The sequence below is a fragment of the Acinetobacter sp. 70_2 genome (assembly GCF_056736115.1).
In genome coordinates, this window is sequence record NZ_JBWZIP010000015.1 from 23,148 (window position 1) to 48,933 (window position 25,786).

Genomic DNA, 25,786 nt, shown 5'->3' on the forward strand with positions numbered 1-25,786 from the left:
TCGGCCAAGATTGGGCATGATCAAATTAGATCGATATGGGAATAAAGCTTTGAGCGATTACTTCAAGAATGCCGTATTGTGGCTAATAATACTGGGTGTTCTGATTTTAATTTTCAGTAATATCAGTGACCGCAATAAGCCTACTGCAATGAAATATTCAGATTTTGTTGCAGCGGTGAATGCTGGCCAAATTAAGCAAGTCACGATTGACGGTTTAAATATTAGTGGTGAAAAAACTAACGGATCTCAGTTTGAAACTGTTCGTCCGCAAGTTGAAGACACTGAACTTATGCCAAGCTTAAACAAGCAAAATGTTGTTGTAGAGGGCACAGCACCACAACGTCAAGGCATTTTGATGCAACTTCTCATTGCTAGTTTCCCTGTACTGTTAATCATTCTGTTATTCATGTTCTTTATGCGTAACATGGGTGGTGGTGCAGGCGGTAAAAATGGTCCGATGAGTTTTGGTAAATCGAAAGCAAAAATGCTTTCCGAAGACCAAATCAAAGTGACTTTTGCTGACGTTGCCGGTTGTGATGAAGCGAAACAAGAAGTTGTGGAAATTGTAGATTTCTTGAAAGATCCTGCAAAATTTAAACGCTTGGGCGCTACGATTCCACGTGGCGTACTTATGGTTGGTCCTCCAGGTACTGGTAAAACGTTATTAGCTAAAGCAATTGCTGGTGAAGCAAAAGTTCCATTCTTCAGCATTTCTGGTTCTGACTTTGTTGAGATGTTCGTGGGTGTGGGTGCGTCCCGTGTCCGTGACATGTTTGAACAAGCAAAACGTCATGCACCATGTATCATCTTTATCGATGAGATTGATGCAGTAGGTCGTCACCGTGGTTCGGGTACAGGTGGTGGACACGATGAGCGTGAGCAAACCTTAAACCAAATGCTCGTAGAGATGGATGGTTTTGAAGGTAATGAAGGCGTAATCGTTATTGCTGCAACAAACCGTGTTGACGTATTAGATAAAGCGTTATTACGTCCAGGCCGTTTTGACCGTCAAGTTATGGTTGGTTTACCTGACATCCGTGGTCGTGAACAAATCCTGAATGTACATTTGAAAAAGTTACCTTCAGTCACTGGCGTAGATGTTAAAGTTTTATCTCGTGGTACACCTGGTTTCTCTGGTGCTCAGTTGGCGAACCTTGTAAATGAAGCTGCTTTGTTTGCTGCTCGCCGTAATAAGAACACTGTCGATATGCATGACTTTGAAGATGCAAAAGATAAGATCTATATGGGTCCAGAACGTAAATCAATGGTTTTACGCGAAGAAGAACGCCGTGCAACTGCTTACCATGAAGCTGGGCACGCAATTGTTGCTGAGATTTTACCGGGTACTGACCCTGTGCATAAGGTAACAATTATGCCGCGTGGTTGGGCTTTAGGTGTAACTTGGCAGCTACCTGAACAAGATCAGATTAGCCACTATAAAGACAAAATGTTAAACGAAATTGCAATTTTGTTTGGTGGCCGTATTGCTGAAGAAGTCTTTATTCAGCAGCAATCGACTGGTGCTTCAAATGACTTTGAGCGTGCTACAAAAATGGCACGTGCGATGGTAACGAAGTACGGTATGTCTGACAAAATGGGTGTTATGGTTTACGAAGATGAAAATCAAAATGGATTCTTCGGTAACGTAGGTAGCCGTACAATTTCTGAAGCAACTCAACAACAGGTTGATCAGGAAGTGCGCCGTATTTTAGATGAACAATATAAAGTTGCTCGTGATATCTTGGAAAATAATAAAGATATCGCACATGCTATGGTTAAAGCGTTGATGGAATGGGAAACTATTGATCGTGAGCAAATCCGTGACATCATGGAAGGACGCGAGCCTCAACCACCTAAAGTTTATATTGCTGAAAATCCGGTATCGGCATTTGAACCACCGAAAGATGGTCCATCTACTCCACCGCCATTACCAGCGATGAATTAAGTTCAATAATGAAAAAGCCACAGTCATGTGGCTTTTTTTATTTGTATTAAAACTGGGTAAAGCTGAAAAGAAATCAACAGCATGTAACGTATAGTCTTGCTAAAATAGTCGCTGTTTTTTAACCGGAGCTTTTTATGCAGTTAATATCTTTACCCAAGCAGATTTTACAGTGTGGACAGCTTCAGTTAGATTTATCCCAGCCTCATGTCATGGGTATTTTAAATGTTACTCCAGATTCTTTTAGCGATGGTGGTAAGCATAACCAACTAGACCAAGCGGTTGGCTACGCGCTTAATATGATTGAACAAGGCGCTACTATTATTGATATTGGGGGTGAGTCTACCCGACCTGGTGCTTCAGAAGTTGCAGTAGAAGAAGAAGTGCGCCGTGTGGTGCCAGTGGTTGAAGCTTTGTCGCACCATAATATTATTTTATCGATCGACACGAGCCAGCCAGAAGTTATTCGTGCAGCAAAAGCAGCAGGGGCGCATATTTGGAATGATGTTCGTGCCTTAACACGTCCGAATGCTTTAGAAACTGCTGTAGAGTTAGATATCCCTGTAGTGATTATGCATATGCGTGGTGAACCAACCACAATGAATCAGTTGGATCAGTACACTGATGTAACACTTGATGTGATGCAAGAGCTGCAACAACGCATTGATGAGGCTTTGGCTGCCGGGGTGAAAAAGCACAACATTATTGTTGACCCTGGATTTGGTTTTGCAAAAAATGCTCAGCAAAATTTAAAACTATTAAAAGAATTTTGGAAACTTAATGAATTGGGCTATCCAATTTTATCTGGTCTTTCTCGTAAACGGTTTATCGGGGAGGCTTTAAAAGGAGCTGCGGCTGATCAGCGTGCTGTAGGAAGCGTTACTGGGCATTTGTTAAGTATTCAGCAAGGGGCGTCCATTGTAAGAGCACATGATGTGAAAGCGATGCATGAGGCTGTTTTAGTTTGGCAGGCTATGCAACAAGCTTGAAATGTAATCTTGGAAAAGTAGACTGGATCATTGTCTATTTAAATAAAGTGGAAGAGTGAGTCGGGTAAAAATCTCGTGATTTTTGTGAAAATATGTTATAAGCGGCAAGTTTTTGCTGTTGTGTAATCTTTTGTATGTTCGAAGACCTACTTCTCCCGATGTTTGATGATGAATATTATCCAGATATTTTGGTCGCTGAACTTAAGCAGTTAATTGAACAATTTGCCAAGAAAGTTCAAAAACCTGCTTTAGCTGATCAAGATGTTTATCGATATGCTCATCAGACTGTAAATGAAATTAATGAAATGAAGCCACAGTTTGAAGATCTGGATTCATCGCTTGATGATAGTGCTGCTGATTATATTGCTGAGGCAATGATGATGGTGGTACAGGATGCAGGATTTTTAGATCTTGAAATGGAAGAGTTGGTTATGAATCGAGAGTGGTAATTACTCTCGATTCTCAAAATTTTCGATTGCATCTAATAAATGACATGATGTTCCGAGATGAACTTCAATTACTTTCTCAACTTCTAAAATTAAATTCCCATTCCGCTGTTTATTTACATCTGCTACTACGTTTATCCAATAGTTTTTTCTTGTTGCTGTAACGCTTTTAAGTGGGTGATTATATCTTGAGATGTTTCAATTAAATAATCATCTTGAGTAATAGAACAGCGTATAAAGTGCCACTGATTATTTTTGAATGAGACTGTGCCGTTAAAAATATCTCCAGCACTTGCAATGGATATAAAGAGTAATGTGTTTATAAATATTAATATTCTTATCATAAGTGTTATTTTTAACAGGCATAAAAAAACCAGCTTACGCTGGATTCTTTGTGGCACCAAATTCAATAGTTGAAAATGGTGCCCGGGGCCGGACTCGAACCGGCACGCTTTGAGGGCGGGGGATTTTAAATCCCCTGTGTCTACCTATTTCACCACCCGGGCATGAGCGCAATAATAGAGGACAAGTGCGCGATTGGCAAGAGAAAATCAGAGAGTTTGCTTTATTTTCAATCAGTTCTTGTTTGTATTTATATAAATTAATCAATTTTTGTCATGATTTGTTCATCAAACTGAGATCAGCTGTTCATCTTATGTACTTAAGTTTAAAGCACTCATTGCTTAAAACTTAGAGAATTTTATGTCAGAGAAAATTTCACGCCGAGAATTAATTCAAAAAAGTCTACTCGGTTTTGGGGCTTTATCTATGCCTGTTGCTTTTACCGGTTGCAATGACGGTTCCGATGATGAAAGTCCGCAAATACAAGCAGAGTTTCTTCATGGTGTCGCAAGTGGAGACCCCTTGCAGGATAAAGTCATCTTATGGACACGTGTAACACCTACAGACTTAGGAGTGCGCTTAAAAGTTGTGTGGGAAATTTCAACCGATAATCAGTTTAAACAAAATTTAAAGACGGGAATGGTTGAAACAAGCAAGACTGATGACTTTACAGTGAAAGTTGATGCAACTGGTTTGCAAGCAGATACGGTGTACTACTACCGTTTTAAGTTTGGAAGTAAGGTTTCACCAGTAGGGCAGACGAAAACATTACCAATATCGACCAATAAAGTAAGCTTTGCAGTGTGCTCTTGCTCGAACTATCCTGCGGGTTACTTTTATGTTTATCGTGAAATGGCAAAGCAGAACGTCGATGTCATTATTCATTTGGGTGACTATATTTATGAATATGGTTCAGATGGCTATGCGACAGAGGATGCTGCAAAACTAGGTCGTACGTTACCTGCTGACAATAATAAAGAAATTATTAAATTAGATGATTATCGCAAACGCTATGCACTTTATCGTCAGGATAAAGATTTACAGGCAGCTCATCAGCGCCATCCTTTCATTGTAATTTGGGATGATCATGAGTTGGCGAACGATGCGTGGCGTGATGGTGCAGAAAACCATCAAAGTAACGAAGGGCCTTTCTCAGATCGTAAATTAGCTGCTCTGCAAGCTTATTTTGAATGGATGCCGATTCGTCCAGTTTCTAGTACGGACCATTTAAATATTTATCGCCAGTTTAACTTTGGCTCACTTGTTCAATTAACCATGCTAGATACGCGTATTATCGCGCGTGATAAGCAGCTTGAATATAAAGACTACATGACAGCCTCGGGCTTGGATATTGCAAAATTTCCAGCAGATTTAACAAATCCGGCGCGTACTTTAATGGGATATACGCAAAGAGATTGGTTGGTCGATAAATTAAAGCAATCTACAGCAACATGGAATGTAGTAGGGCAACAAGTCTTAATGAGTAAAATGTGGATTCCAGCCGAGTTACTGGCATCTTTAGGGCAAATTACTTCAGGAGGAACTTCATCTGAAGCACTTGCTAAGATGAACGCACAAATTACCGAGTTGGTCACTTTAAAACTTCGTTTACAACAAAATGATCCAACATTAACAGCTCAAGAAAAAGCAAGAATTATGACGGTCGCACCTTACAATCTAGATGCTTGGGATGGTTACTATGCTGAGAGAGAGTTTGTGTATGGCAAATTGGCAGAGTTTAATAAAAAGATGATTGTGCTAGCGGGAGATACGCATAATGCATGGGCATCTTATTTGTATAGTCAAAAAGGAAAATATGTTGGAGTTGAACTTGCGACGAGCTCTGTATCATCTCCTGGTTTGGAAAAATATTTAAGTATTCCTTTGGCACAGTTACAGCAGTTTGAATTTGCATTTACTACATTAATTGATGAATTGGCCTATTGTAATTTAAACCAACGAGGATACTTGCTAGTTACTTTGGATCAGGCACAAGTTCACTCGGAATGGGTATTTTTAGATTCTATTAAAAATGCTGAATATCAAATCGATTCAAGTAGACAAAATGATATTGTATTGGATCTGAATTTGATGCCGTTAAAACAAGGTCAAAAGACGGCTTAAAATTTTAGAAAATAGAGGGTTACATCGTAGCCCTTTTTTTAGGTATAAAAAAACCAGCTTACGCTGGATTCTTTATGACACCATATTCAGTACTTGAAGATGGTGCCCGGGGCCGGACTCGAACCGGCACGCTTTGAGGGCGGGGGATTTTAAATCCCCTGTGTCTACCTATTTCACCACCCGGGCTTTACCAAATTTGGAGGCGGAGGTCGGAATCGAACCGGCGTCCACGGAGTTGCAGTCCGCTGCATGACCACTCTGCCACCCCGCCTACATTTGGTGATGCACATATTAGCAACCTTTACAGAAAAAACAATACTGTTTTGAGCGAAGATGCACATAAAAACAGCATCTAGAATAAAATTGTCGAAATTATCATGTATTATTAGCACATTAAATTCATGTCTACCTTGGAGATGTGCTGTGGCATTGGTTTTAGACGGTCGTGCATTAGCAAAGCAAATTGAAGAAAATTTGTTGGTACGTGTTGAAGCTTTAAAAGCGAAAACAGGTCGTACCCCGATTTTGGCGACTATTTTAGTTGGAGATGATGGTGCATCTGCAACTTATGTACGTATGAAAGGTAATGCCTGCCGCCGTGTAGGTATGGATTCATTAAAAATCGAATTACCACAAGAAACGACAACAGAACAATTATTAGCTGAAATCGAAAAGCTTAATGCCAATCCAGATGTTCACGGTATTCTTTTACAACATCCAGTTCCTGCACAAATTGATGAGCGTGCGTGTTTCGATGCGATCTCATTGGCAAAAGATGTTGATGGCGTAACTTGCCTTGGTTTTGGTCGTATGGCAATGGGTGAAGCTGCATATGGTTCAGCAACTCCAGCTGGTATTATGACGATTCTTAAAGAAAACAATATCGAAATTGCTGGTAAACATGCTGTTGTGGTTGGTCGTTCAGCTATTTTAGGTAAACCAATGGCAATGATGTTGTTGCAAGCAAACGCGACAGTAACGATTTGCCATTCACGTACACAAAACTTACCTGAGCTTGTGAAACAAGCTGACATTATTGTTGGTGCTGTAGGTAAAGCTGAACTTATTCAAAAAGATTGGATTAAACAAGGTGCAGTTGTTGTAGACGCTGGCTTCCATCCACGTGATGGCGGCGGTGTTGGCGATATTCAATTACAAGGTATTGAAGAAATTGCTTCTGCTTATACACCAGTACCGGGTGGTGTTGGTCCAATGACAATCACAACTTTGATTCGTCAAACTGTAGAAGCTGCTGAAAAAGCTTTAGGTTAATTTATTCATGATGGCGTCCTAGCATTTAATGCAAATGTTAGGACTTCGTATGCTACTTTTCTTTCGGGATGAGTAGCGAAGCTACACAAGACCAAACCGTTGCAGCAATTAATACAGTGGAATTGAACTAACGTATTTTTAGTAACTAGTCACTATCATGCTTTAAGCTACTGTTTTAGTCTTGCTCGCGATGCAGATGATCAAATAGTAATTATAAATTGTTGAGCTTATTTATGAGCTGCACCTTTCAACTGTCCAAAGCCCCTGAACATTTACTTCAAGCCTTACATGAAGTCATTCCTCATTGTGAATTAATGGCACAACAGTTGCCAGAAACTCCAATTTCTTTATGGTTGATTCCACCTGTTTTTCCAACTGATCGATTGGATGACGAAGTTATTCGCCGTATCTGGAATGACACGCCGTATTGGATTTTCTGTTGGGCATCTGGTCTGGCGATGGCGCAGTGGATACTTGCAGAGCCGTATCATGTTAAAGATAAAGTGGTATTAGATTTTGGCGCGGGTTCGGGTGTAGTTGCTATTGCTGCGAAAATGGCTGGAGCAAAACGAGTAATCTGCTGTGACATTGATCAGGTTAGCTTAAATGCTTGCCGTGAAAATGCATTGCTTAATGGTGTAGAGCTCGAATATCTGGACGATTTATATAAAGCTGAACAAGTTGATGTTCTCTTGGCAGCCGATGTTTTATATGACCAATGTAATCGTTTCTTTTTAGATGAGTTTTTAAAATTTGCACCAGAAGTTTGGGTAGCAGATAGCCGAGTTAAAAATTTTAGTCATCCAAAATATGAAAAAATTGAAGAAAGAAGTGCTACTACGTGGCCAGATCTGGATGAAGCAAGAGAATTTAGAAACGTAAGTTTTTATAAGACGCTGTAAAAGAACAGCGTCTTTTTTATGTTATGAACAAGTATAACGAACCACTTTTAATGTGCTTGGGCGAGCTTCAAGTGCTTGGCGAGTCGCATAGTCTTCACCATTATTTAAACTAGGTGTGTTTGATAAACCAAAAGAAGCACGAGTTTCACCAAGTTTAATTCCATACTGCTCATCTTTAGCTGGGTTTGGAATTTCGTTGATACTTAAAATTGATAATTTATAAACTTTCTGAGTACCTAACACATTCTGACAAGCACGTTGTAATTTACGCTCATCAAGTTGCTGGTTACTACGACCAGCTAAAGTATAAGCTAAAGTCGCTGAAGTTTTAGTTTGGTTTTCAATCTGATAGCCAGTTGAACCATTATATTGGCGAGGTGTAGTCTGGCAAGCAGTTAAAATAAACATACTACTTAATGCCAAACATAAAATACTTTTATTCATCAGTATCGTCCTTATTTTCTTATATGAAGTATCTCATAAAATAGAAGTGTTGTTTGTGCTTATTCGCTTGCTTAGAGCCAATATTGACTGACGATATTGGCTCTAATTGTAAAATATTAATGCTCTTTAATTTTTGAATGATGCTTGGTGTCTTTCATAAATATATAGATCAGTAATGAAATGAAAATCATAATACTGACATAAATAAAGAACCATGATTCATGACCAGCTTCTTTGAAACTTAACGCGAAAAACTCAGCTGTACCACCAAATAAAGTATTGGCAATTGCATAAGGTAAAGCCACACCCAAAGCTCGAATATGTGCAGGGAAAAGTTCAGCTTTTACGACAGCGTTAATTGAGGTATAGCCAGTTACCATGACCAGTCCACCTAAACATAACCAGAATGCTGTCCAGTAGTTATGCGTGTTTGCGAGTGCATCAAACAAAATATAGGTGAATAAAACACCTGTCACCCCAAATGCAATCATAAGCGGTTTACGGCCAATTCGATCTGATAATGCACCTGCCAGTGGCTGTAAACACATAAAGATGAATAGGGCTAAAGTGGTAATTTGAGTAGCTTCAGGTTTAGTAAAACCAGAAGTATTCACTAAATATTTCTGTAAATAGGTGGTGTAAGTATAGAAAGCTAAAGTACCACCAGCAGTTAAAAATAATACGGTGAATGCTTCTTTTGGGTAATGTTTAAATAAAGCAAACATGCCTGATTTCGGCTGGTCTTTTTCTGCTTGTGCATTTTTAAAAGATTGGGTTTCCATTAAACCACGGCGAATACGGAACACTACAATGGCTAAAAGAGCCCCGATGAAAAATGGTACACGCCATCCCCAGTCATGTAATTGCTGCTCTGTAAGTACCATTTGTAAAATGAGAAGTACACACAAGGCAGTGAGCTGTCCAGCAATTAAAGTGACATATTGAAAGCTTGAGAAGAAACCACGTCGGTCTTTTTCTGCCATCTCACTTAAATAAGTAGCGCTTGCACCATATTCACCGCCTACGCTTAAGCCTTGAATTAAACGTGCAACAACCAGTAGTAATGGGGCGAATACACCAATGCTTTCATAAGATGGTGTAACTGCAATGAGTAGAGAGCCAACACACATTAAAGTAACGGAAAGTGTAAGACCCGCTTTACGTCCTTTACGGTCTGAATAAATCCCCATAATCCATGCGCCGATGGGACGCATAAGGAAACCTACTGCGAAAATTGCAGCTGCTTGAAGAAGTTGAGCAGTTTGACTCCCTTTTGGAAAAAAGGCATGAGCAAAATAGAGCGTAAATGCGGCATATACATACCAGTCGTACCATTCGACAAGGTTACCGGCAGAACCGCCCAAAATTGATTTTAGACGAGTTTTTGTATCTAAATTAGAATGTGGAGTTGTTGCGGTAGAAGGTTGATCAACCATGAGTCGCTCCATGTTTCGCTTGGGTTGAATGCTAAAAAAGAGAAGATTTATTCCGTTTTTACATATTATCTAGAGGAGTATTTCACTTTATTTTTTTTATGTCTGTAAAACAATGTTTATTATTTAAGCAAAGGAATAAGTTGAATATTTATGTGATTTCAAATTAGCCGATTAGTTCATTTTGATGATCTTATTCGGATCTTTGGCCTATTATTTTTTCCAAGTAGTAAAAACTGATAAAGAATGAGGAATGTTTGGACGAAGAAAACCTATATCTCTTAAAAATAATGATATATTCCAAAGAAAATTTTAAATAAATACAGTTAGGCATGATGTCTTGGCATTGTGGACTAGATGTGTGTGGATAATGAAAGGGACATTCAGATGTCAAATTGCCCGAAAAAATATATTGTTGCTTTTGATCAGGGAACAACAAGCTCAAGAGCAATTGTTTTGGACCATGATGCGAACGTTGTCAGTATTGCTCAAAAAGAATTTACCCAAATATATCCTCAGCCGGGTTGGGTTGAGCATGACCCTATGGAAATTTGGGCAACACAAAGTGCGGTATGGGTAGAGGCATTGGCTCAAGCTGGCATTAAGAGCGAACAAGTTGCGGCAATTGGGATCACAAACCAGCGAGAAACCACAGTTGTCTGGGATAAAAAAACAGGCAAGCCGATTTACAATGCGATTGTTTGGCAAAGCCGACAGACGACTGAAATATGTAATCAATTGCATAAAGCTGGTTGGCAAGAATATATCCGTAAAACAACTGGTTTAGTTATTGATCCTTATTTTTCGGCCACAAAAATTAAATGGATTTTAGACCACGTTGAAGGAAGTCGTGAGCGTGCTGAGCGAGGAGAGTTGCTGTTTGGTACGGTGGACACGTGGCTCATTTGGAAATTAACCAATGGTGCTGTTCACGTCACTGATTTTACCAATGCTTCACGAACCATGCTGTTTGATATCGAAAAGCTTGAGTGGGATGAAAAGCTTTTACAGGCCTTAGATATTCCTAGAGCAATGTTACCTGAAGTTCGTAGTTCATCTGAGGTTTATGGATATACACATACTATTAGTGGACAAGAAGTAGGGATTCCAATTGCGGGAATTGCAGGTGATCAACAAGCTGCACTTTTTGGTCAAATGTGTGTTGAGTCAGGACAGGCTAAAAATACTTACGGTACTGGTTGTTTTTTACTTATGAACACGGGTAAAAAGATTGTCCGTTCAGAGCATGGATTACTCACAACTATTGCATGTGGTGCGAGCGGTGAGGTGAACTATGCCTTAGAGGGCGCCGTATTTAACGGCGGTTCTTGTGTACAGTGGTTACGTGATGAGTTGAAGGTTATTAAGAACGCTAAAGACTCTGAGCTTTACGCAACACGTGTAAAAGACAGTAATGGGGTATATGTCGTTCCTGCTTTTACTGGATTAGGCGCACCATATTGGGACCCGACAGCTCGTGGGGCAATCTTTGGTCTGACACGTGGAGCCAGTATTGAACATATTATTCGTGCAACTTTAGAGTCTATTGCTTACCAGACAAAAGATGTACTTGATGCTATGCAGCAAGATGCAGAAGAAGAGCTTCGTACGCTCCGTGTTGATGGTGGAGTAACGGAAAATAATTTCTTGATGCAATTTCAGTCCGATATTTTAGCGACACCAGTCGAACGCCCAATAATGAAAGAAACTACCGCTTTGGGTGCAGCTTTCCTTGCAGGGTTGGCAACGGGTTTCTGGCAAGATCTTCATGAGTTAAGAAATAAATCTGCCATAGAAAAGGTATTTGAACCCAAAATGTCTCTTGAGCAATCTGATCTGATTTATAAAGGCTGGTTAAAAGCAGTAAAACGCAGTCAAAGCTGGGCAGAGGATTGATTTATTCTTTAACGAGTTAAATTAAAAGTAGAGTAATCAATTAATGGCTAAATGCTTGCCAATTCAAATTTGATTATTCTACTTTTTAGATTGTTGTTTCATCAATTTGATGTTTTAATTTTTATAAGATCAACAATAAAAAGAATATGAGAAATGAAAATACAATCTAATGATTATTCAAAAGTATATGATATTGCCGTAATTGGTGGCGGTATTAATGGCGTCGGTATTGCTAATGATGCAGTAGGCCGTGGATTATCCGTATTTTTATGTGAAAAGGATGATTTAGCCAGTCACACTTCATCTGCTAGCAGTAAATTAATTCATGGTGGTCTACGCTATTTAGAACATAAAGAATTTAGACTGGTCAGAGAAGCATTAGCAGAGCGAGAAGTGCTATTAGCGAAAGCTCCACATATTATTGCACCAATGCGTTTTATTATGCCGCATCGGCCACATTTACGTCCTGCGTGGTTAATTCGAGCGGGCCTATTTTTTTATGATCATTTGGGAAAACGAGAAAAATTATTAGGTTCAAATCTTATTTATTTCAAAGAAGATAGTCCCTTAAAACCAGCTATAACGCGTGGGTTTGAATATTCTGACTGTACTGTAGATGACGCACGTCTTGTTGTGTTAAATGCCCTCCAAGCTAAAGCACAGGGTGCCAAAGTCGTGACACGAACTAGATGTGTGAAGGCTTATCAAGAACAAGAACTGTGGCATTTGGAACTACAAAGTGGAGCTGAGTCTTATCAAATACGTGCAAGAGCTTTAGTAAATGCAGCTGGTCCTTGGGTTGAAGAAATTATTAGTGAAAACCTAAATTTAAGATCGCCTTATCAAATCCGATTGATCCAAGGAAGTCATATTGTTGTGCCAAAGCTATATGACTGTCATAAAGCCTTTATTATGCAAAATGAAGACCGACGCATCGTGTTTGCAATACCATATTTAGAAAAATATACCCTAATTGGTACAACAGATCAGGAATACACAGGTGATCCACAAAAGGTAGAGATTACCGATGTAGAAATAGATTACCTTTTGACAGTCACAAATTCACATTTTAAAAAGCAGTTAACGCGAGCAGATATTGTAAGTCAGTACTCAGGTGTACGTGCTTTATGCGATGATGAGTCTGATAACCCTTCGGCAATTACCCGTGACTATACTTTGGCACTACAGGCAGAAAATACTAACGCACCATTGTTATCAGTATTTGGCGGCAAGATTACGACCTATCGAAAACTGGCTGAGGCTGCTTTAGAACATTTGTCTCCGTTCTTTAGTGAAATGGCAGAGGAGTGGACTGCCAATAAGCCATTACCAGGTGCTGAGAACTGGACCACAGTAGATGATTTAATCAACCAGATTCAATTACGTGTAAATGGAGTTTCAGAATCCCTTGCCAAACGTTGGGCACATGCATATGGCACAAGAGTTTGGAACATGCTTCAAGAAAGAAATGGTATAGAACAATTGGGACAAAATTTTGGTCACGATTTATTTGAATGTGAAGTTAAGTATTTATGTGAATATGAGTGGGCAAATACTGCAGAAGACATACTCTGGCGAAGATCTAAATTAGGTTTGGCGTTTAATGAGAAACAGGTAAAAGTGTTAGAAGCTTATTTATCTGAACGTCGACTAAAAGATGATGCCGCATAATAAAAAAGGCCGCATAAAGCGGCCTTTTTTATATTTAGCAATTAGAAACCAGTTTTTACAGCTTCAAGTAATGCTGCTTGACGTTCTTTTAATGCTTTTGGTAAGCGCTCACCAAGTTTATTGAATAACTCAGTGTGGCTTTCAATTTCAGTAACCCACTGGTCTTTATCTTGAGTAGTGATAAGGTCAAATTGTTCTTTACTGAACTCAGTGCCTTTCCAGTTCAAGTCTTCATATGTTGGAACAAAACCGATTGGTGTTTCAACAGCGTTTGCACGACCTTCACAGCGGTCAATGATCCACTCAAGAACACGCATGTTTTGACCGAAACCAGGCCATACGAAGTTGCCTTCAGCATCACGACGGAACCAGTTTACGTTGAAGATTTTCGGTAATTTATTGCCAGAAGCTTCAGCTTTCTCGCTTACTTTTGCACCAAGGCTTAACCAGTGGTCAAAGTAGTCAGCCATGTTGTAGCCAGCAAATGGAAGCATCGCGAATGGGTCACGACGAACGATACCTTGTTGACCAACAGCAGCAGCAGTAGTTTCAGAACCCATAGTTGCCGCTTTATATACACCGTCAACCCAGTCAAAAGCTTCAGAAACTAAAGGAACTGTATCTGCACGGCGACCACCGAAGATGAATGCAGAAATTGGAACACCTGCTGGGTTTTCCCAATCAGCATCGATAGATGGACATTGACCTGCTGCAACAGTGAAACGCGCATTTGGATGTGCTGCTTTTTCGCCGTTTACGTGAGGTTGACCTTTCCAGTTTATTAAGTTTGTTGGAACTTCTTTAGAAAGACCTTCCCACCATACTTGACCATCTTCAGTTACTGCTACGTTTGTATAGATAACATCTTTATGAAGAGTTGCCATACAGTTCGGGTTAGTTTTGGTATTTGTACCAGGAGCTACACCGAAGAAACCAGCTTCAGGGTTAATCGCATATAAGCGGCCGTCTTCACCTGGTTTGATCCAAGCAATATCGTCACCTACAGTTTCGATTTTCCAACCTTCATAACCTGCTGGTGGAATTAACATCGCAAAGTTTGTTTTACCACAAGCAGATGGGAATGCAGCAGCGATGTAGTGTTTTTCACCTTGAGGGTTAGTTACACCAAGAATAAGCATGTGTTCAGCTAACCAACCTTGTTCGCGGCCCATGACAGAAGCGATACGAAGAGCTAAACATTTTTTACCAAGTAATGCGTTACCGCCGTAACCAGAACCGAAAGACCAGATTTCACGAGTCTCTGGATAATGAACGATATATTTCTCTGGGTTACAAGGCCAAGCAACGTCTTTTTGACCTTCAGCAAGTGGAGCACCTACTGTGTGTACACAAGGAACAAATTCGCCGTCTGTACCTAATACGTCATAAACTGCTTTACCCATACGAGCCATTTTGCGCATGCTAACAGCAACGTAAGGAGAGTCAGTTAACTCGATACCGATATGAGCAATATGGCTACCTAAAGGACCCATAGAGAAAGGAACAACGTACATCGTACGGCCTTCCATTGAACCTTCAAATAAACCATTTAATTTTTCACGCATAACAGCTGGATCTTCCCAGTTGTTTGTCGCACCAGCATCTTCTTTATTTTGAGAGCAGATGTAAGTACGATCTTCAACACGCGCAACGTCAGATGGGTCAGAATTTGCAAGATAAGAACCAGGATGTTTTTCTTGGTTTAATTTCTGCATGGTGCCGTTAGCGATCATCAAGTCGATTAGACGTTGATACTCTTCTTCGCTTCCGTCACACCATTCGATTTTTGCTGGTTTGGTTAAGTTTGCAATTTCTTCAACCCATGCTATAAGCTTAGGATGACGAACGAATTCTGGTGCGTTCACTGTGGTCATGGTGAGGCCTATTCAAAATATGTACAACGTACAAGTCTATTCATTGGGGTACAATGAAAGATCAAATAAAAAAGTGGCTGTATTAAAGCATAAAATCATAAAAAAAATAAGACTAAAGACTAACAATTAGATATTTGGAATTCCGATCATTTTTTTATGAAAATCATTTGTTTATAGTTTTTTATAAGGTTTTTACTTTTATATTTTTATGTTGTATGTGTGTTATTTACTTAAATTATTTTGTTTTAAATCAATAAATTAACTCTTAAATTTTTCTTGAGAATTATTATTGATTAAACAAATGAAGATCATTCAAAATTTACATAAAGAGACTTTTAATAGGTGATTTTGTGTACAAAATAGAATAAACATCCCACTTTACGATAATAAAATGCGGCCTTTGAAACCTCTTTCGATCATCTATAACGAAAAATCAGGATTTCATGCTTCAAAACATGAAGATGTTTATGAGCAACTGATGACTTTACTCACTGAACATGGTTTTGAGATACAAGTTTTTGAATTAAATGAAAATACATTGTTTGACGATCTGATGAATAACGTGATTCATCGACATTCACAAAACGAAAATATAGGGGTAGTTGTTGCAGCAGGTGGAGATGGCACTTTAAATGCTGTTGCATCTAAACTTAGAAATACCTCTATTCCAATGGGAATTTTGCCTTTAGGTACTTTTAATTATGTGGCTAAAGTTTTAGATATTCCGCTAGATCTTTTGGACGCTGCCGAAGTTATTGCCACGGGTACACCTCGATCGGTTCATATAGCCGCCATCAATGATCATATTTATTTGAATAATGCCAGTTTAGGTCTATACCCACTCTTTATTAAAAAGCGCGAACTCTACAATAAATATTTAGGAAGACTTCCTTTACACGCTTATACCTCAGCTTTAGATGTTTTATTAAGAGAAAATAAGTCAATGAAGTTGTCGATAACGGTAGATGGTAAAAAATATCCCGTTAAAGCACCTCTAATTTTCTTTGGAAATAACCAACTACAGTTATGTGATATGAAACTCAGGATTGCAGAGTGTGCGGCGCAGGGAAGAGTGGCTGGAGTTGTAATTACAAAAAGTGATAAGCTGAGTTTGCTGCATATGCTTTGGCAATGGGTTCAAGGTAAAGTTGAAGATGCAGAAGACGTATATAGTTTTTGTGCTGATCATGTTGTGGTGGAATGTGCAAAAAAATCGAAACTCACAGTGGCTTTAGATGGTGAAATCATAGAGATGAAACCACCTCTAAATTTCACTGTAGAAAAAAATGCTTTAAATATTATGGTGCCGAATGTTATTACATCTGTCTGATTTACACTTTGGGACAGAAAAAAAAGAGTGTTTAGAAGCAATAAGACATTTTTGTATTCAGCAAAAGCCTGAAGTGATTGTCGTGAGTGGCGATGTTACTCAACGTGCTAAATATGAACAATTTTTTAAATGTCGGCAATTTTTAGATAGCCTCAATATTCCTTATCTTGTAGTGCCTGGAAATCATGATATTCCTTTGTATCATGTCTGGAACCGTTTTTTTTCTCCATTTACTCGGTATCGATATTTTTTTGGTGAATTAGAACCGACTTTAGAAACCGAACATTTCTATATTGTTGGGGTAAACAGCATACGTCGTCGTTATCACACACGTGGGCATATTTCGATTGAACAAATTCAAGATACTTATGAGCGTTTAGAAAAAGCGCCAAAAGATAAAATAAAGCTGGTGGTTTTCCATCAACCTTTTTATACACCACCCGATAATAGGCATGGGATAAAGGATTGTCCGGTTTTGGGCAAAATTGCTTTAGAAAAGTGGAGTACAACCGGATTATTTGGAATGCTGCATGGTCATCTTCATAAAACGGCTATATATGATTTAACTCAGATTTACCATCTGGAAATAGACCATCCTATATATGATATTCATGCGGGTACAGCAACTTCTACTCGTTTATATCATCACAATCCGAATAGCTTTAATACAGTTTCAAATACAGGAAAGATTCAGCATTACTGGTTCAATGAACAGTTGGCTGAATTCACTTCAGATTGATTTGGTTTAGATGAGATTAAATATTTGATTGTTTAAAAAATATTCAAAAAAGAAGAAAATTTTTCTTATTTCCCCTTGAAGCCATTTTTTTCATCCCCACAAAAGTGACATCTAAATATTTTGTTATTGCTCTGGATTAAGGCAATAACGATTAATCAAAAAGACTAAGTCTGATGGAGTTAATTATGAGCAACATTCGTCCATTACATGATCGCGTTGTGATTCGTCGTGTAGAAGAAGAAACCAAAACTGCTGGCGGTATTTTATTGCCAGGTTCTGCTGCTGAAAAACCATCTCAAGGTGAAGTAATTGCAGTAGGTAATGGTCAAATCACTGATAACGGCGTACGTGCTTTGGATGTTAAAGTTGGTGACAAGGTGTTATTTGGTACTTATGCAGGTACAACAGTTAAAGTAAACGGTGAAGAACTCTTAATCATGAAAGAGTCAGACATCTTAGCTGTATTAGAAGGCTAATCGATCCATAACTCAATTCATTATCAGATTCAGTATTTAAAAAGATTCGGAGTTTAATATGTCAGCTAAAGACGTAAAATTTGGTGATTCAGCTCGCTCAAAAATGATTGCAGGTGTAAACGTACTTGCAGATGCGGTTAAAGTGACTTTGGGTCCTAAAGGCCGTAACGTTGTGATCGACCGTTCTTTCGGTGCGCCGCACATCACTAAAGACGGTGTAACTGTTGCTAAAGAAATTTCATTAAAAGACAAGTTTGAAAACATGGGTGCTCAACTTGTTCGTGAAGTTTCAAGCAAAACTAACGACATCGCTGGTGACGGTACAACAACTGCGACTGTACTTGCTCAAGCAATTTTAAACGAAGGTATCAAATCAGTCACTGCTGGTATGAATCCAATGGATTTAAAACGCGGTATCGACATTGCAGTAAAAACTGTAGTTGAAAATATCCGTTCTATTGCTAAACCAGCTGATGACTTCAAAGCAATTGAACAAGTTGGTTCTATCTCTGCTAACTCTGATACTACTGTTGGTAAACTTATTGCTCAAGCAATGGAAAAAGTAGGTAAAGAAGGCGTAATCACTGTAGAAGAAGGTTCTGGCTTCGAAGACGCATTAGACGTTGTAGAAGGTATGCAGTTTGACCGTGGTTATATCTCTCCGTACTTTGCTAACAAGCAAGATACTTTGACTGCTGAACTTGAAAACCCATTCATCCTTCTTGTTGACAAAAAAATCAGCAACATTCGTGAATTGATTTCTGTTTTAGAAGCAGTTGCTAAAACTGGTAAACCACTTCTTATCATCGCTGAAGATGTTGAAGGTGAAGCGCTTGCAACTCTTGTTGTAAACAACATGCGCGGTATTATCAAAGTGTGTGCTGTTAAAGCTCCTGGTTTCGGTGACCGTCGTAAAGCTATGCTTCAAGACATCGCAATCTTGACTGGCGCAACTGTAATTTCTGAAGAAGTTGGTATGTCTTTAGAACAAGCGACTCTTCAAGATTTAGGTACAGCGCACAAAATCACTGTTTCTAAAGAAAACACAGTTATTGTTGACGGTGCTGGTGATGCTGCTGCTATCGCTGAGCGTGTTCAACAAATCCGTGCTCAAATCGAAGAATCTACTTCAGAATATGACCGTGAAAAATTACAAGAACGCGTTGCTAAATTGGCAGGCGGTGTTGCTGTAATTAAAATCGGTGCAGCAACTGAAGTTGAAATGAAAGAGAAGAAAGACCGCGTAGACGACGCTCTTCACGCAACTCGTGCAGCAGTTGAAGAAGGTGTTGTTGCAGGTGGTGGTGTTGCGCTTGTACGTGCTGTAAACGTTCTTGACGGCTTGAAAGGTGCTAACGAAGACCAAACTGCAGGTATCAACATTTTACGTCGTGCGATCGAAGCTCCACTTCGTCAAATCGTTGCGAATGCTGGTGATGAGCCATCTGTAGTAATCAATGCAGTTAAGAAAGGTGAAGGTAACTTCGGTTACAACGCTGCAACTGGTGAATATGGCGATATGTTAGAAATGGGTATTCTTGACCCAGCTAAAGTAACTCGTTCTGCACTTGAGCACGCTGCTTCTGTTGCTGGCTTAATGTTGACTACAGAATGTATGATTACTGACATTCCTGAAGACAAACCAGCTGCTCCAGACATGGGCGGTATGGGTGGAATGGGCGGCATGATGTAATAAACATCAACGTCTAAATAAAAAATCCCTGCATTTGCAGGGATTTTTTTTATTTCTTATATAAATTAAGAAAAAGTTAAGTTGATATTCTTAAACTTATAGTCAGGAACAGTAGCTGTAGTTCCTCTTTTTTGTTACACCATGCTTATCCTTTTATAAGCATGGTTTTTTTTAGCCTAATAAAATGATAAGCCATGTAACCGCAATAATAGACAGTGCAACAAACTGTGCAGCACTTCCCATATCTTTGGCATTTTTAGAGAGTTGATGTTTTTCAAGTGATACGCGGTCAACTACTGCTTCAATCGCAGAATTGAATAGTTCTACAATAATTGCAAATAAACATACAACGACCATAAGTGCATGTTCGCCACGAGTCACATCTAGGAAAAAGCTAGTAGGGATAAGCACAACATTAATTAAAACAATTTGTCGGAAAGCGGCTTCATTTTTATAAGCTGCCTTAAATCCTGAAATTGAATAACCTGTCGCATTCAAGATGCGCTTTAGTCCGCTTTTGCCTTTGTAGGGAGAATAACTATTCATTCACTTATATTTTTAACACTTTTCATGCATTATATATCGCGGCCCTCAAAAAAAATATTAAATCTTTTTTTAAAGATTTTGACTTTATAACTTGATAGAGAAGAAGAGATGAAAAAACTATTTGTAGCATTAGGACTTGTCATGGGTGGCTTACATGTAAGCTATGCAGAACCTGCCTCAGCTCAGCAAGTACCGGGATATTATAAGCATCAATTTGGTAATTACCGCATCACCTCTTTACTTGACGGCACCATTTATTTAGACCCTAAGTTGTTCAAAAATTTGAGTCAGGCTGAGAAGACTAAAATTTTAACCAAGTACGCTGCTGTTAATGAGAAGGGGATTCAAACTTCGGTAAATGCATTCTTGGTAGATGACGGTAAAAGTTTAACGCTTGTTGATAGTGGAGCTTCAAGTTGTTTTGGCCCACAGTTGGGTTCAATTGCTAAAAATCTTGAACTGGCAGGCTATCAACTTGCGAATGTGAAAACGGTTTTGTTAACCCATCTACACCCAGACCATGTTTGTGGAATTGCTAAAGATGGAAAAGCAGTATTTCCTAATGCAACTATTTATGCGCATGAACGTGAAGCAGATTACTGGTTAAACCCAGCTTCTGAAAAAACAGTACCAGCAAATCAAAAAGAAAATTATTTAGGCACTGTTAAAAATGTAAAAGCTGCACTTGCGCCGTATGAAGCGAAAAAAGCATTTAAAACCTTTAAAGATGGCGATGTCATTCAAGGTTTTGAAGTGATCAATACACAAGGCCACACACCGGGTCACCATAGCTTCCGTTTGAAGAGTAAAGGTCAACAAATTGTCTTTGTAGGTGACATTGTCCACTCACATTCTTTACAGTTTGATGCTCCAAAAACTGGTGTAGATTTTGATGTAAATTCTGAGCAGGCAATTAACACTCGTTTGAAAATGTTTGCTGAAATTTCAAATAAACAGCAATGGGTAGCTGCTCCACATTTGCCATTCCCAGGCATTGGCCATGTGTATAAAGTGAATGCAGAACAATACCAGTGGATTCCTTTATATTTTAATAACAGTCTTGATAAGTAAAAAAAACAGGGCATTGAATGCCCTGTTTTTTATTAAGCATTTAACTATTTAGTTGCTTTCTCAAAATTATTGACTGCTTCACGGCCGAGTGCTGGATCATCTGTAAAGACACCATCCACACCTGCTTTGAAATATGCTTCAAACTCTTTTAGAGCACCTGTTGGACAACGTTCAGCAGGTTTATCGCTACATTTTAAAGGCTGTGGTAAGAAGTTATTTTCTGGGCGGAAAGTATAAGGATGTACTTTTAAACCAGCGGCATGCGCATCTGTAATAAATGAAGTGGTTTGTACTGAACCATCATTATTGAAACTGAGAATATAGTTTTTGCTTGGACCTACGCCATTTGCATATTGAGCAACATCTTTTAAGCTTTGTGCTGTGGCTAAATCACCATATGTTTTAGACACGCCAGATTCAACAAAGTCGGCTGGTCGAGATGTTTTTGCATCATATAACTGAATGATTTGTGCATGTTTAAGCGTCTTATGAAGATCAAGTTGATCTTTTAAATATTTTAAATTGCTGACTTCAAACGATTGCAAATAGATAGGTGCGATATCACGTGTATATTGATATTTGGCAAGAGTTTTAAGAAGTGTGTCTTCCATAGCCAAATTTTTATTTTTAAAATAAGTTGGATGCTTGGTTTCGATATATAAACCAATAATCTTGCCAGTTTTTTTATAATTTGCTTCGGCAAGTTCAATGACTTGTTCGAGTGTCGGAATTGAATAGAGGTCATTGTAAGCCGTATTTGCTGGTCGGAACTCAGGAATACGCTCACGTGCTTTAACTTGTTGTAATTCATTTAAGGTGAGGTCTTCCGTAAACCAACCCGTTAAATTTACACCATCAATATTTTTGGTGGTTTTACGGTCTGCAAATTGGGCAAGGGTACTGATATTGGTAGTCCCACCAATTTCATTTTCATGACGCGTAACCAATACACCATCTTTTGTTGACACTAAGTCGGGTTCAATAAAGTCTGCACCATCATCAATGGCTTTTTGATATGAAGCCAAAGTATGTTCAGGACGTAAAGCGCTTGCGCCACGGTGTCCGATGACTAAAATTTTAGGAAGTTGATATTCTGGTGTGGTTGGGGTCGTTTCGGTTTTATCATCGTCATTACAACCGACCAAGCTAATTAAACTTAAGCATAAAAGTGCTTTTCTAAACATAATTCTACTCATATTGTTTTAATTGAAACGACTCAAGTATTGGGATTTAGTTTGACGTGATGATGAAGAATTCATGAATTTTAAGTGACACTATTTAACTGGTTCTTTATTGCTTTGTTGGAAATAGTGAAACACGCTTTGTTTTTGTCTTAATTACATTTATTGTTTTAATTCCACTTGTCTTTTTTACACCGCTCGTTGATGATCACAAGGTCTCAAAGCGGCATTTTCTCCTGTTAATTAACGACACCATACCGAGCAGCCATGCTATCTAAATTTTTTATTCAGCGCCCCATTTTTGCCAATGTACTGGCGATCATTGTTATGGCTTTTGGTATTTTTTCGGTGATGCATTTGCCCGTAGAACGGTATCCCGATATTGCACCTCCGAAAATTACAGTGTCGGCAAGTTATAGCGGGGCAGATGCACAAACGGTTGAGCAAAGCGTTACCCAAATTTTAGAACAACAAATACAAGGGATTGATCACTTACTCTATTTTAGCTCATCAAGTGATTCATCTGGGCGTAGCCGAATTACCATTAGTTTCGATAATGGAACCAACCCGGATACTGCTCAGGTACAAGTTCAAAATAGCATTAGTGGTGTCATACGCCGTTTACCCGATGAAGTTCAGCGCCAAGGTGTTACCGTTACCAAGTCTTTAGGCGATACTTTTATGGTGATTGGCTTATATGACTCAACTGGTAAAACCGGAAATATTGAGCTGTCGGATTATTTAACTACGCATGTCGTCGATAACCTGAACCGTATTGAGGGGGTGGGTGAAACAGATATATTTGGTTCACAATATGCGATGCGTATCTGGTTAAATCCAGAGAAGTTAAAGCAATATAATTTAATGCCAAGTGATGTTGCGAGCGCAATCACTGCCCAAAACACCCAAGTTGCTGCAGGTGCGATTGGCGATTTACCAGTCATTGACGGTCAATATTTAAATACGAAAGTCACCGCAGGGTCTCGACTAAAAACAGTCGAGGACTTTAAAAATATTGTCGTAAAATCGAATAAATCGGCAGGTTATGTTTATTTAAAAGATATTGCAAAAGTAGAGCTTGGTGCAGAAAACTATCAATTTTTGAATACGATTAACGGCTATCCTGCCGCAGGGGTAAGTATTTCTTTATCTTCAGGTGCGAATGCGATTCAAACCTCTAAGCTCATCCATCAAACCTTAGATCAGCTTTCAACGAAACTACCGGCAGGCTATAAGATCGTTTATCCGCGAGATAATACGCCGTTCGTTCAAGAGTCAATTAAGGAAGTTGTAAAGACCCTTGTAGAAGCCATTATTTTAGTAATTTTGGTGATGTTCCTGTTTCTGCAAAGCTGGCGCGCCACACTTATTCCGAGTATCACCGTTCCGGTTGTGATTTTGGGTACTTTTGCAGTTTTATACGTGCTTGGGTTTAGTATTAACACATTAACGTTATTTGCACTGGTACTCGCCATTGGTTTGTTGGTCGATGATGCGATTGTGGTGGTCGAAAACGTTGAGCGGCTCATGCATGAACAGCACTTAAGCCCTAAAGAAGCTGCAATTGAGTCAATGGGTGAAATTAGTGGTGCCTTAGTCGGCATTACATTGGTTTTAACTGCTGTTTTTATTCCAATGTCTTTTTTAGGTGGCTCAATTGGCGTGATTTACCGTCAGTTTTCCATTACTTTAGTTGCCGCTATGGCGTTATCGCTTACGGTTGCACTTATTTTAACGCCTGCATTGTGTGCATTAATTTTAAAACCGAACCCTCAACCTATGCGTTGGGCAGTGTGGTTTAACCAAAAAATTGATCAACTTAAAAATAAATATATCAAGCTTGTTCAAACGAGTATTCACTACAGTAAATCGGTTATTGTGATTTTTGTGGCGCTGATTGCTGTTTTTGCACTGTTCTATAGTGGTTTGAAAAGCGGATTTATTCCTAAAGAAGACCAAGGCATTTTAAGTGTTCAAATTAAGCTAGTAGATAGCGCTCCAATGTCTGAGAGTAAAAAAATTGGAGAACAAGTTCGCCAGTATTTTCTGACTCAAGAAGATAAGAATGTTGATCTGGTTTTAATTCGTTATGGTCGAAATAATGCCGGTACAGGGCAAAACTTAGCACAAGGCTTTATTGCTTTAAAACCTTGGGATGTACGTACGGCTAAAGAGGATTCGGCTGACGCTATACAAAAGCGTGCAATGAAATATTTCAGAAATTTTAATAATGCTCAAATTAACGTGACCTTACCACCTTCGGTAAATGGTTTGGGTCAAACCGATGGTCTGGATTTTTGGATTCAAGATTTAAATGGTCAAGGGCAAAACTTCTTAGATGGTATGTTCCGTCAGTTACAGGCTCAAAGTAAAAACTATTCAACTTTCGAAAACTTTGATAAGCAGTCTACTAATAGTAAAGCGAATCTGAATATCAAGATTGACCAGAAACAGGCTTTGGCAAATGGTTTGGAACTCTCTGCAATTAATAATACGTTGTCGAGCGCATGGGGCGGAACTTACGTAAATGACTTTATTGATCGGGGCCGTATTAAACGTGTCATGATTCAAGGTGATGCCGAGTACAGATCTAAACCTGAAGATTTATATAATTGGTCTGTGCGTAATAGCCAAAATGAAATGGTGCCTTTTAGCTCATTTGCGAACTTTAGCTGGGGCGGGGCACCGGAAATTGTAAAACGCTATATGGGATATAGTGCTTTACAGTTACAGGCTGATGTTGCAAGTAATAGCAGTTCTGGTCAGGCTATGAAAGATGTTGAGCAACTCGTCAACCAGCAAAAAGATATTGGCTTGGCTTGGACAGGCTTGTCTTTTGAAGAACAGAAGTCGACAAATCAGGCGGTGTGGTTATATCTGATTTCGGCAGGTTTTATTTTCTTATGTTTAGCGGCGTTATATGAAAGCTTGAGCATTCCTGCTGCCGTGATGACCTCTATTCCGCTAGGTGTAGGGGGAAGTGTTATTTTCTCTTATATCTTTGGTTTGCCAAATGATGTGTATTTCCAAATTGCACTTCTAACTACGATTGGGTTGTCATGTAAAAACGCAATTTTAATTGTTGAGTTTGCTGCATTAGCTCAAGAGAAAGGAAAGAATGCTATTCAGGCCGCTTTAGAAGGCGCGAGTTTGCGTTTAAGACCGATTCTAATGACTTCTTTAGCCTTCGGTGCTGGTGTGATTCCACTTGTGTTTGCACAGGGCGCTGGTGCGGTGAGTCGTCAAGAAATTGGTATTAGTATTTTAGGTGGTGTGATGTTTGGTACTGTGTTGGTTTTATTCTTTATTCCAGTTATGTACGTGTTATTACGCTCACTGTTTAAATCGAAAGCTTCGAGTTAAAAGCAAACAATTTAAAAACAGGTATTAAATCAAGTATATTAAGTTTAACTTC

Annotated in this window: 19 protein-coding genes and 3 tRNA genes; 14 read left to right on the forward strand and 8 right to left on the reverse strand. The window is 39.0% G+C overall.

Annotation, left to right across the window (positions count from 1 at the left end; translation table 11 throughout):
- Positions 1-49: 49 nt before the first annotated feature.
- The 3 genes from ftsH to AC1PJ9_RS09145 all read left to right on the forward strand — a co-directional run bounded on the left by ftsH (position 50) and on the right by AC1PJ9_RS09145 (position 3,380).
- Positions 50-1,945 (forward strand): ATP-dependent zinc metalloprotease FtsH, encoded by a 1,896-nt coding sequence (gene ftsH / locus AC1PJ9_RS09135; protein ID WP_263614916.1) that lies wholly within the window; start codon positions 50-52, stop codon positions 1,943-1,945.
- A gap of 134 nt (positions 1,946-2,079) precedes the next feature.
- Entirely contained in the window at positions 2,080-2,931 is an 852-nt protein-coding gene (folP, locus tag AC1PJ9_RS09140) for a dihydropteroate synthase (protein ID WP_263614447.1), read from the forward strand.
- Between the two features lie 134 nt (positions 2,932-3,065).
- Positions 3,066-3,380 (forward strand): DUF5713 family protein, encoded by a 315-nt coding sequence (locus AC1PJ9_RS09145; protein ID WP_004699637.1) that lies wholly within the window; start codon positions 3,066-3,068, stop codon positions 3,378-3,380.
- A 417-nt stretch (positions 3,381-3,797) separates the two neighbouring features.
- On the opposite strand, the gene AC1PJ9_RS09150 is transcribed toward AC1PJ9_RS09145, so the two are convergent.
- A tRNA-Leu gene (locus AC1PJ9_RS09150) sits at positions 3,798-3,883 on the reverse strand.
- A 196-nt stretch (positions 3,884-4,079) separates the two neighbouring features.
- On the opposite strand from AC1PJ9_RS09150, the gene AC1PJ9_RS09155 reads away from it, so the two are divergent.
- Complete coding sequence (locus AC1PJ9_RS09155) at positions 4,080-5,843, forward strand: alkaline phosphatase D family protein (RefSeq protein ID WP_311086736.1); 1,764 nt, start codon at positions 4,080-4,082, stop codon at positions 5,841-5,843.
- Positions 5,844-5,943: 100 nt separating this feature from the next.
- On the opposite strand, the gene AC1PJ9_RS09160 is transcribed toward AC1PJ9_RS09155, so the two are convergent.
- A tRNA-Leu gene (locus AC1PJ9_RS09160) sits at positions 5,944-6,029 on the reverse strand.
- Between the two features lie 11 nt (positions 6,030-6,040).
- A tRNA-Cys gene (locus AC1PJ9_RS09165) sits at positions 6,041-6,114 on the reverse strand.
- A 152-nt stretch (positions 6,115-6,266) separates the two neighbouring features.
- On the opposite strand from AC1PJ9_RS09165, the gene folD reads away from it, so the two are divergent.
- Both folD and AC1PJ9_RS09175 read left to right on the forward strand, forming a co-directional pair.
- A complete protein-coding gene (gene folD / locus AC1PJ9_RS09170) occupies positions 6,267-7,115 on the forward strand; it encodes a bifunctional methylenetetrahydrofolate dehydrogenase/methenyltetrahydrofolate cyclohydrolase FolD (RefSeq protein ID WP_001229846.1) in 849 nt (282 codons plus the stop codon).
- A gap of 233 nt (positions 7,116-7,348) precedes the next feature.
- Positions 7,349-8,017: a class I SAM-dependent methyltransferase gene (locus AC1PJ9_RS09175; protein ID WP_311086737.1), complete on the forward strand. Its 669-nt coding sequence runs from the start codon at positions 7,349-7,351 to the stop codon at positions 8,015-8,017.
- A 21-nt stretch (positions 8,018-8,038) separates the two neighbouring features.
- Here AC1PJ9_RS09175 and AC1PJ9_RS09180 read toward each other — a convergent pair whose 3' ends face one another.
- Together AC1PJ9_RS09180 and AC1PJ9_RS09185 are read right to left on the reverse strand one after the other, a co-directional pair.
- The gene (locus tag AC1PJ9_RS09180) at positions 8,039-8,461 is read right to left on the reverse strand and encodes a hypothetical protein (protein WP_263614445.1); all 423 of its coding nucleotides are present in this window, start codon (positions 8,459-8,461) and stop codon (positions 8,039-8,041) included.
- A gap of 116 nt (positions 8,462-8,577) precedes the next feature.
- Positions 8,578-9,909: an MFS transporter gene (locus AC1PJ9_RS09185; RefSeq protein ID WP_311086738.1), complete on the reverse strand. Its 1,332-nt coding sequence runs from the start codon at positions 9,907-9,909 to the stop codon at positions 8,578-8,580.
- A 372-nt stretch (positions 9,910-10,281) separates the two neighbouring features.
- On the opposite strand from AC1PJ9_RS09185, the gene glpK reads away from it, so the two are divergent.
- Together glpK and glpD are read left to right on the forward strand one after the other, a co-directional pair.
- Positions 10,282-11,790, forward strand: coding sequence for a glycerol kinase GlpK (glpK, locus tag AC1PJ9_RS09190; protein ID WP_263614443.1), 1,509 nt, complete (start codon positions 10,282-10,284; stop codon positions 11,788-11,790).
- Positions 11,791-11,943: 153 nt separating this feature from the next.
- Positions 11,944-13,461, forward strand: a complete 1,518-nt coding sequence (glpD, locus tag AC1PJ9_RS09195; protein ID WP_263614442.1) for a glycerol-3-phosphate dehydrogenase — start codon at positions 11,944-11,946, stop codon at positions 13,459-13,461.
- Positions 13,462-13,502: 41 nt separating this feature from the next.
- Here the strand turns inward: glpD and AC1PJ9_RS09200 are convergent, their stop codons facing one another.
- Positions 13,503-15,335: a phosphoenolpyruvate carboxykinase (GTP) gene (locus AC1PJ9_RS09200; protein WP_263614441.1), complete on the reverse strand. Its 1,833-nt coding sequence runs from the start codon at positions 15,333-15,335 to the stop codon at positions 13,503-13,505.
- 391 nt (positions 15,336-15,726) lie between these two features.
- Here AC1PJ9_RS09200 and AC1PJ9_RS09205 point away from each other — a divergent pair, with 391 nt between their 5' ends.
- The 4 genes from AC1PJ9_RS09205 to groL all read left to right on the forward strand — a co-directional run bounded on the left by AC1PJ9_RS09205 (position 15,727) and on the right by groL (position 19,573).
- On the forward strand, positions 15,727-16,665 hold the full coding sequence (locus AC1PJ9_RS09205) for a diacylglycerol/lipid kinase family protein (RefSeq protein WP_311086739.1): 939 nt from the start codon (positions 15,727-15,729) through the stop codon (positions 16,663-16,665).
- Positions 16,646-17,404 carry a metallophosphoesterase family protein gene (locus AC1PJ9_RS09210; protein ID WP_263614439.1) on the forward strand — a complete coding sequence of 253 codons (759 nt, stop codon included), beginning with the start codon at positions 16,646-16,648 and terminating at the stop codon, positions 17,402-17,404. The genes AC1PJ9_RS09205 and AC1PJ9_RS09210 overlap by 20 nt, the downstream gene beginning before the upstream one ends.
- Positions 17,405-17,589: 185 nt before the next feature.
- Positions 17,590-17,880, forward strand: a complete 291-nt coding sequence (locus AC1PJ9_RS09215; protein WP_000065579.1) for a co-chaperone GroES — start codon at positions 17,590-17,592, stop codon at positions 17,878-17,880.
- Positions 17,881-17,938: 58 nt separating this feature from the next.
- On the forward strand, positions 17,939-19,573 hold the full coding sequence (gene groL, locus AC1PJ9_RS09220) for a chaperonin GroEL (RefSeq protein ID WP_134263511.1): 1,635 nt from the start codon (positions 17,939-17,941) through the stop codon (positions 19,571-19,573).
- 171 nt (positions 19,574-19,744) lie between these two features.
- Here the strand turns inward: groL and AC1PJ9_RS09225 are convergent, their stop codons facing one another.
- A complete protein-coding gene (locus tag AC1PJ9_RS09225; RefSeq protein ID WP_004699662.1) occupies positions 19,745-20,119 on the reverse strand; it encodes a diacylglycerol kinase in 375 nt (124 codons plus the stop codon).
- 108 nt (positions 20,120-20,227) lie between these two features.
- Here AC1PJ9_RS09225 and AC1PJ9_RS09230 point away from each other — a divergent pair, with 108 nt between their 5' ends.
- A complete protein-coding gene (locus tag AC1PJ9_RS09230) occupies positions 20,228-21,190 on the forward strand; it encodes an MBL fold metallo-hydrolase (protein ID WP_263614438.1) in 963 nt (320 codons plus the stop codon).
- Positions 21,191-21,234: 44 nt separating this feature from the next.
- On the opposite strand, the gene AC1PJ9_RS09235 is transcribed toward AC1PJ9_RS09230, so the two are convergent.
- Positions 21,235-22,374: a glycerophosphodiester phosphodiesterase gene (locus AC1PJ9_RS09235; RefSeq protein WP_263614436.1), complete on the reverse strand. Its 1,140-nt coding sequence runs from the start codon at positions 22,372-22,374 to the stop codon at positions 21,235-21,237.
- 264 nt (positions 22,375-22,638) lie between these two features.
- On the opposite strand from AC1PJ9_RS09235, the gene AC1PJ9_RS09240 reads away from it, so the two are divergent.
- On the forward strand, positions 22,639-25,734 hold the full coding sequence (locus AC1PJ9_RS09240; RefSeq protein ID WP_311086740.1) for a multidrug efflux RND transporter permease subunit: 3,096 nt from the start codon (positions 22,639-22,641) through the stop codon (positions 25,732-25,734).
- Positions 25,735-25,786: the final 52 nt, after the last annotated feature.

Bases quoted from the DNA above. Each gene is read 5' to 3' on its own strand.
- folP (WP_263614447.1), top strand. From the start codon at position 2,080: ATGCAGTTAATATCTTTACCCAAGCAGATTTTACAGTGTGGACAGCTT.
- glpK (WP_263614443.1), top strand. From the start codon at position 10,282: ATGTCAAATTGCCCGAAAAAATATATTGTTGCTTTTGATCAGGGAACA.
- AC1PJ9_RS09230 (WP_263614438.1), top strand. From the start codon at position 20,228: ATGAAAAAACTATTTGTAGCATTAGGACTTGTCATGGGTGGCTTACAT.
- AC1PJ9_RS09240 (WP_311086740.1), top strand. From the start codon at position 22,639: ATGCTATCTAAATTTTTTATTCAGCGCCCCATTTTTGCCAATGTACTG.
- groL (WP_134263511.1), top strand. From the start codon at position 17,939: ATGTCAGCTAAAGACGTAAAATTTGGTGATTCAGCTCGCTCAAAAATG.
- AC1PJ9_RS09155 (WP_311086736.1), top strand. From the start codon at position 4,080: ATGTCAGAGAAAATTTCACGCCGAGAATTAATTCAAAAAAGTCTACTC.
- AC1PJ9_RS09235 (WP_263614436.1), bottom strand. From the start codon at position 22,374: ATGTTTAGAAAAGCACTTTTATGCTTAAGTTTAATTAGCTTGGTCGGT.
- glpD (WP_263614442.1), top strand. From the start codon at position 11,944: ATGAAAATACAATCTAATGATTATTCAAAAGTATATGATATTGCCGTA.
- AC1PJ9_RS09215 (WP_000065579.1), top strand. From the start codon at position 17,590: ATGAGCAACATTCGTCCATTACATGATCGCGTTGTGATTCGTCGTGTA.
- AC1PJ9_RS09210 (WP_263614439.1), top strand. From the start codon at position 16,646: ATGTTATTACATCTGTCTGATTTACACTTTGGGACAGAAAAAAAAGAG.
- AC1PJ9_RS09175 (WP_311086737.1), top strand. From the start codon at position 7,349: ATGAGCTGCACCTTTCAACTGTCCAAAGCCCCTGAACATTTACTTCAA.
- AC1PJ9_RS09200 (WP_263614441.1), bottom strand. From the start codon at position 15,335: ATGACCACAGTGAACGCACCAGAATTCGTTCGTCATCCTAAGCTTATA.
- AC1PJ9_RS09205 (WP_311086739.1), top strand. From the start codon at position 15,727: ATGCGGCCTTTGAAACCTCTTTCGATCATCTATAACGAAAAATCAGGA.
- AC1PJ9_RS09180 (WP_263614445.1), bottom strand. From the start codon at position 8,461: ATGAATAAAAGTATTTTATGTTTGGCATTAAGTAGTATGTTTATTTTA.
- AC1PJ9_RS09185 (WP_311086738.1), bottom strand. From the start codon at position 9,909: ATGGAGCGACTCATGGTTGATCAACCTTCTACCGCAACAACTCCACAT.
- AC1PJ9_RS09225 (WP_004699662.1), bottom strand. From the start codon at position 20,119: ATGAATAGTTATTCTCCCTACAAAGGCAAAAGCGGACTAAAGCGCATC.
- AC1PJ9_RS09145 (WP_004699637.1), top strand. From the start codon at position 3,066: ATGTTCGAAGACCTACTTCTCCCGATGTTTGATGATGAATATTATCCA.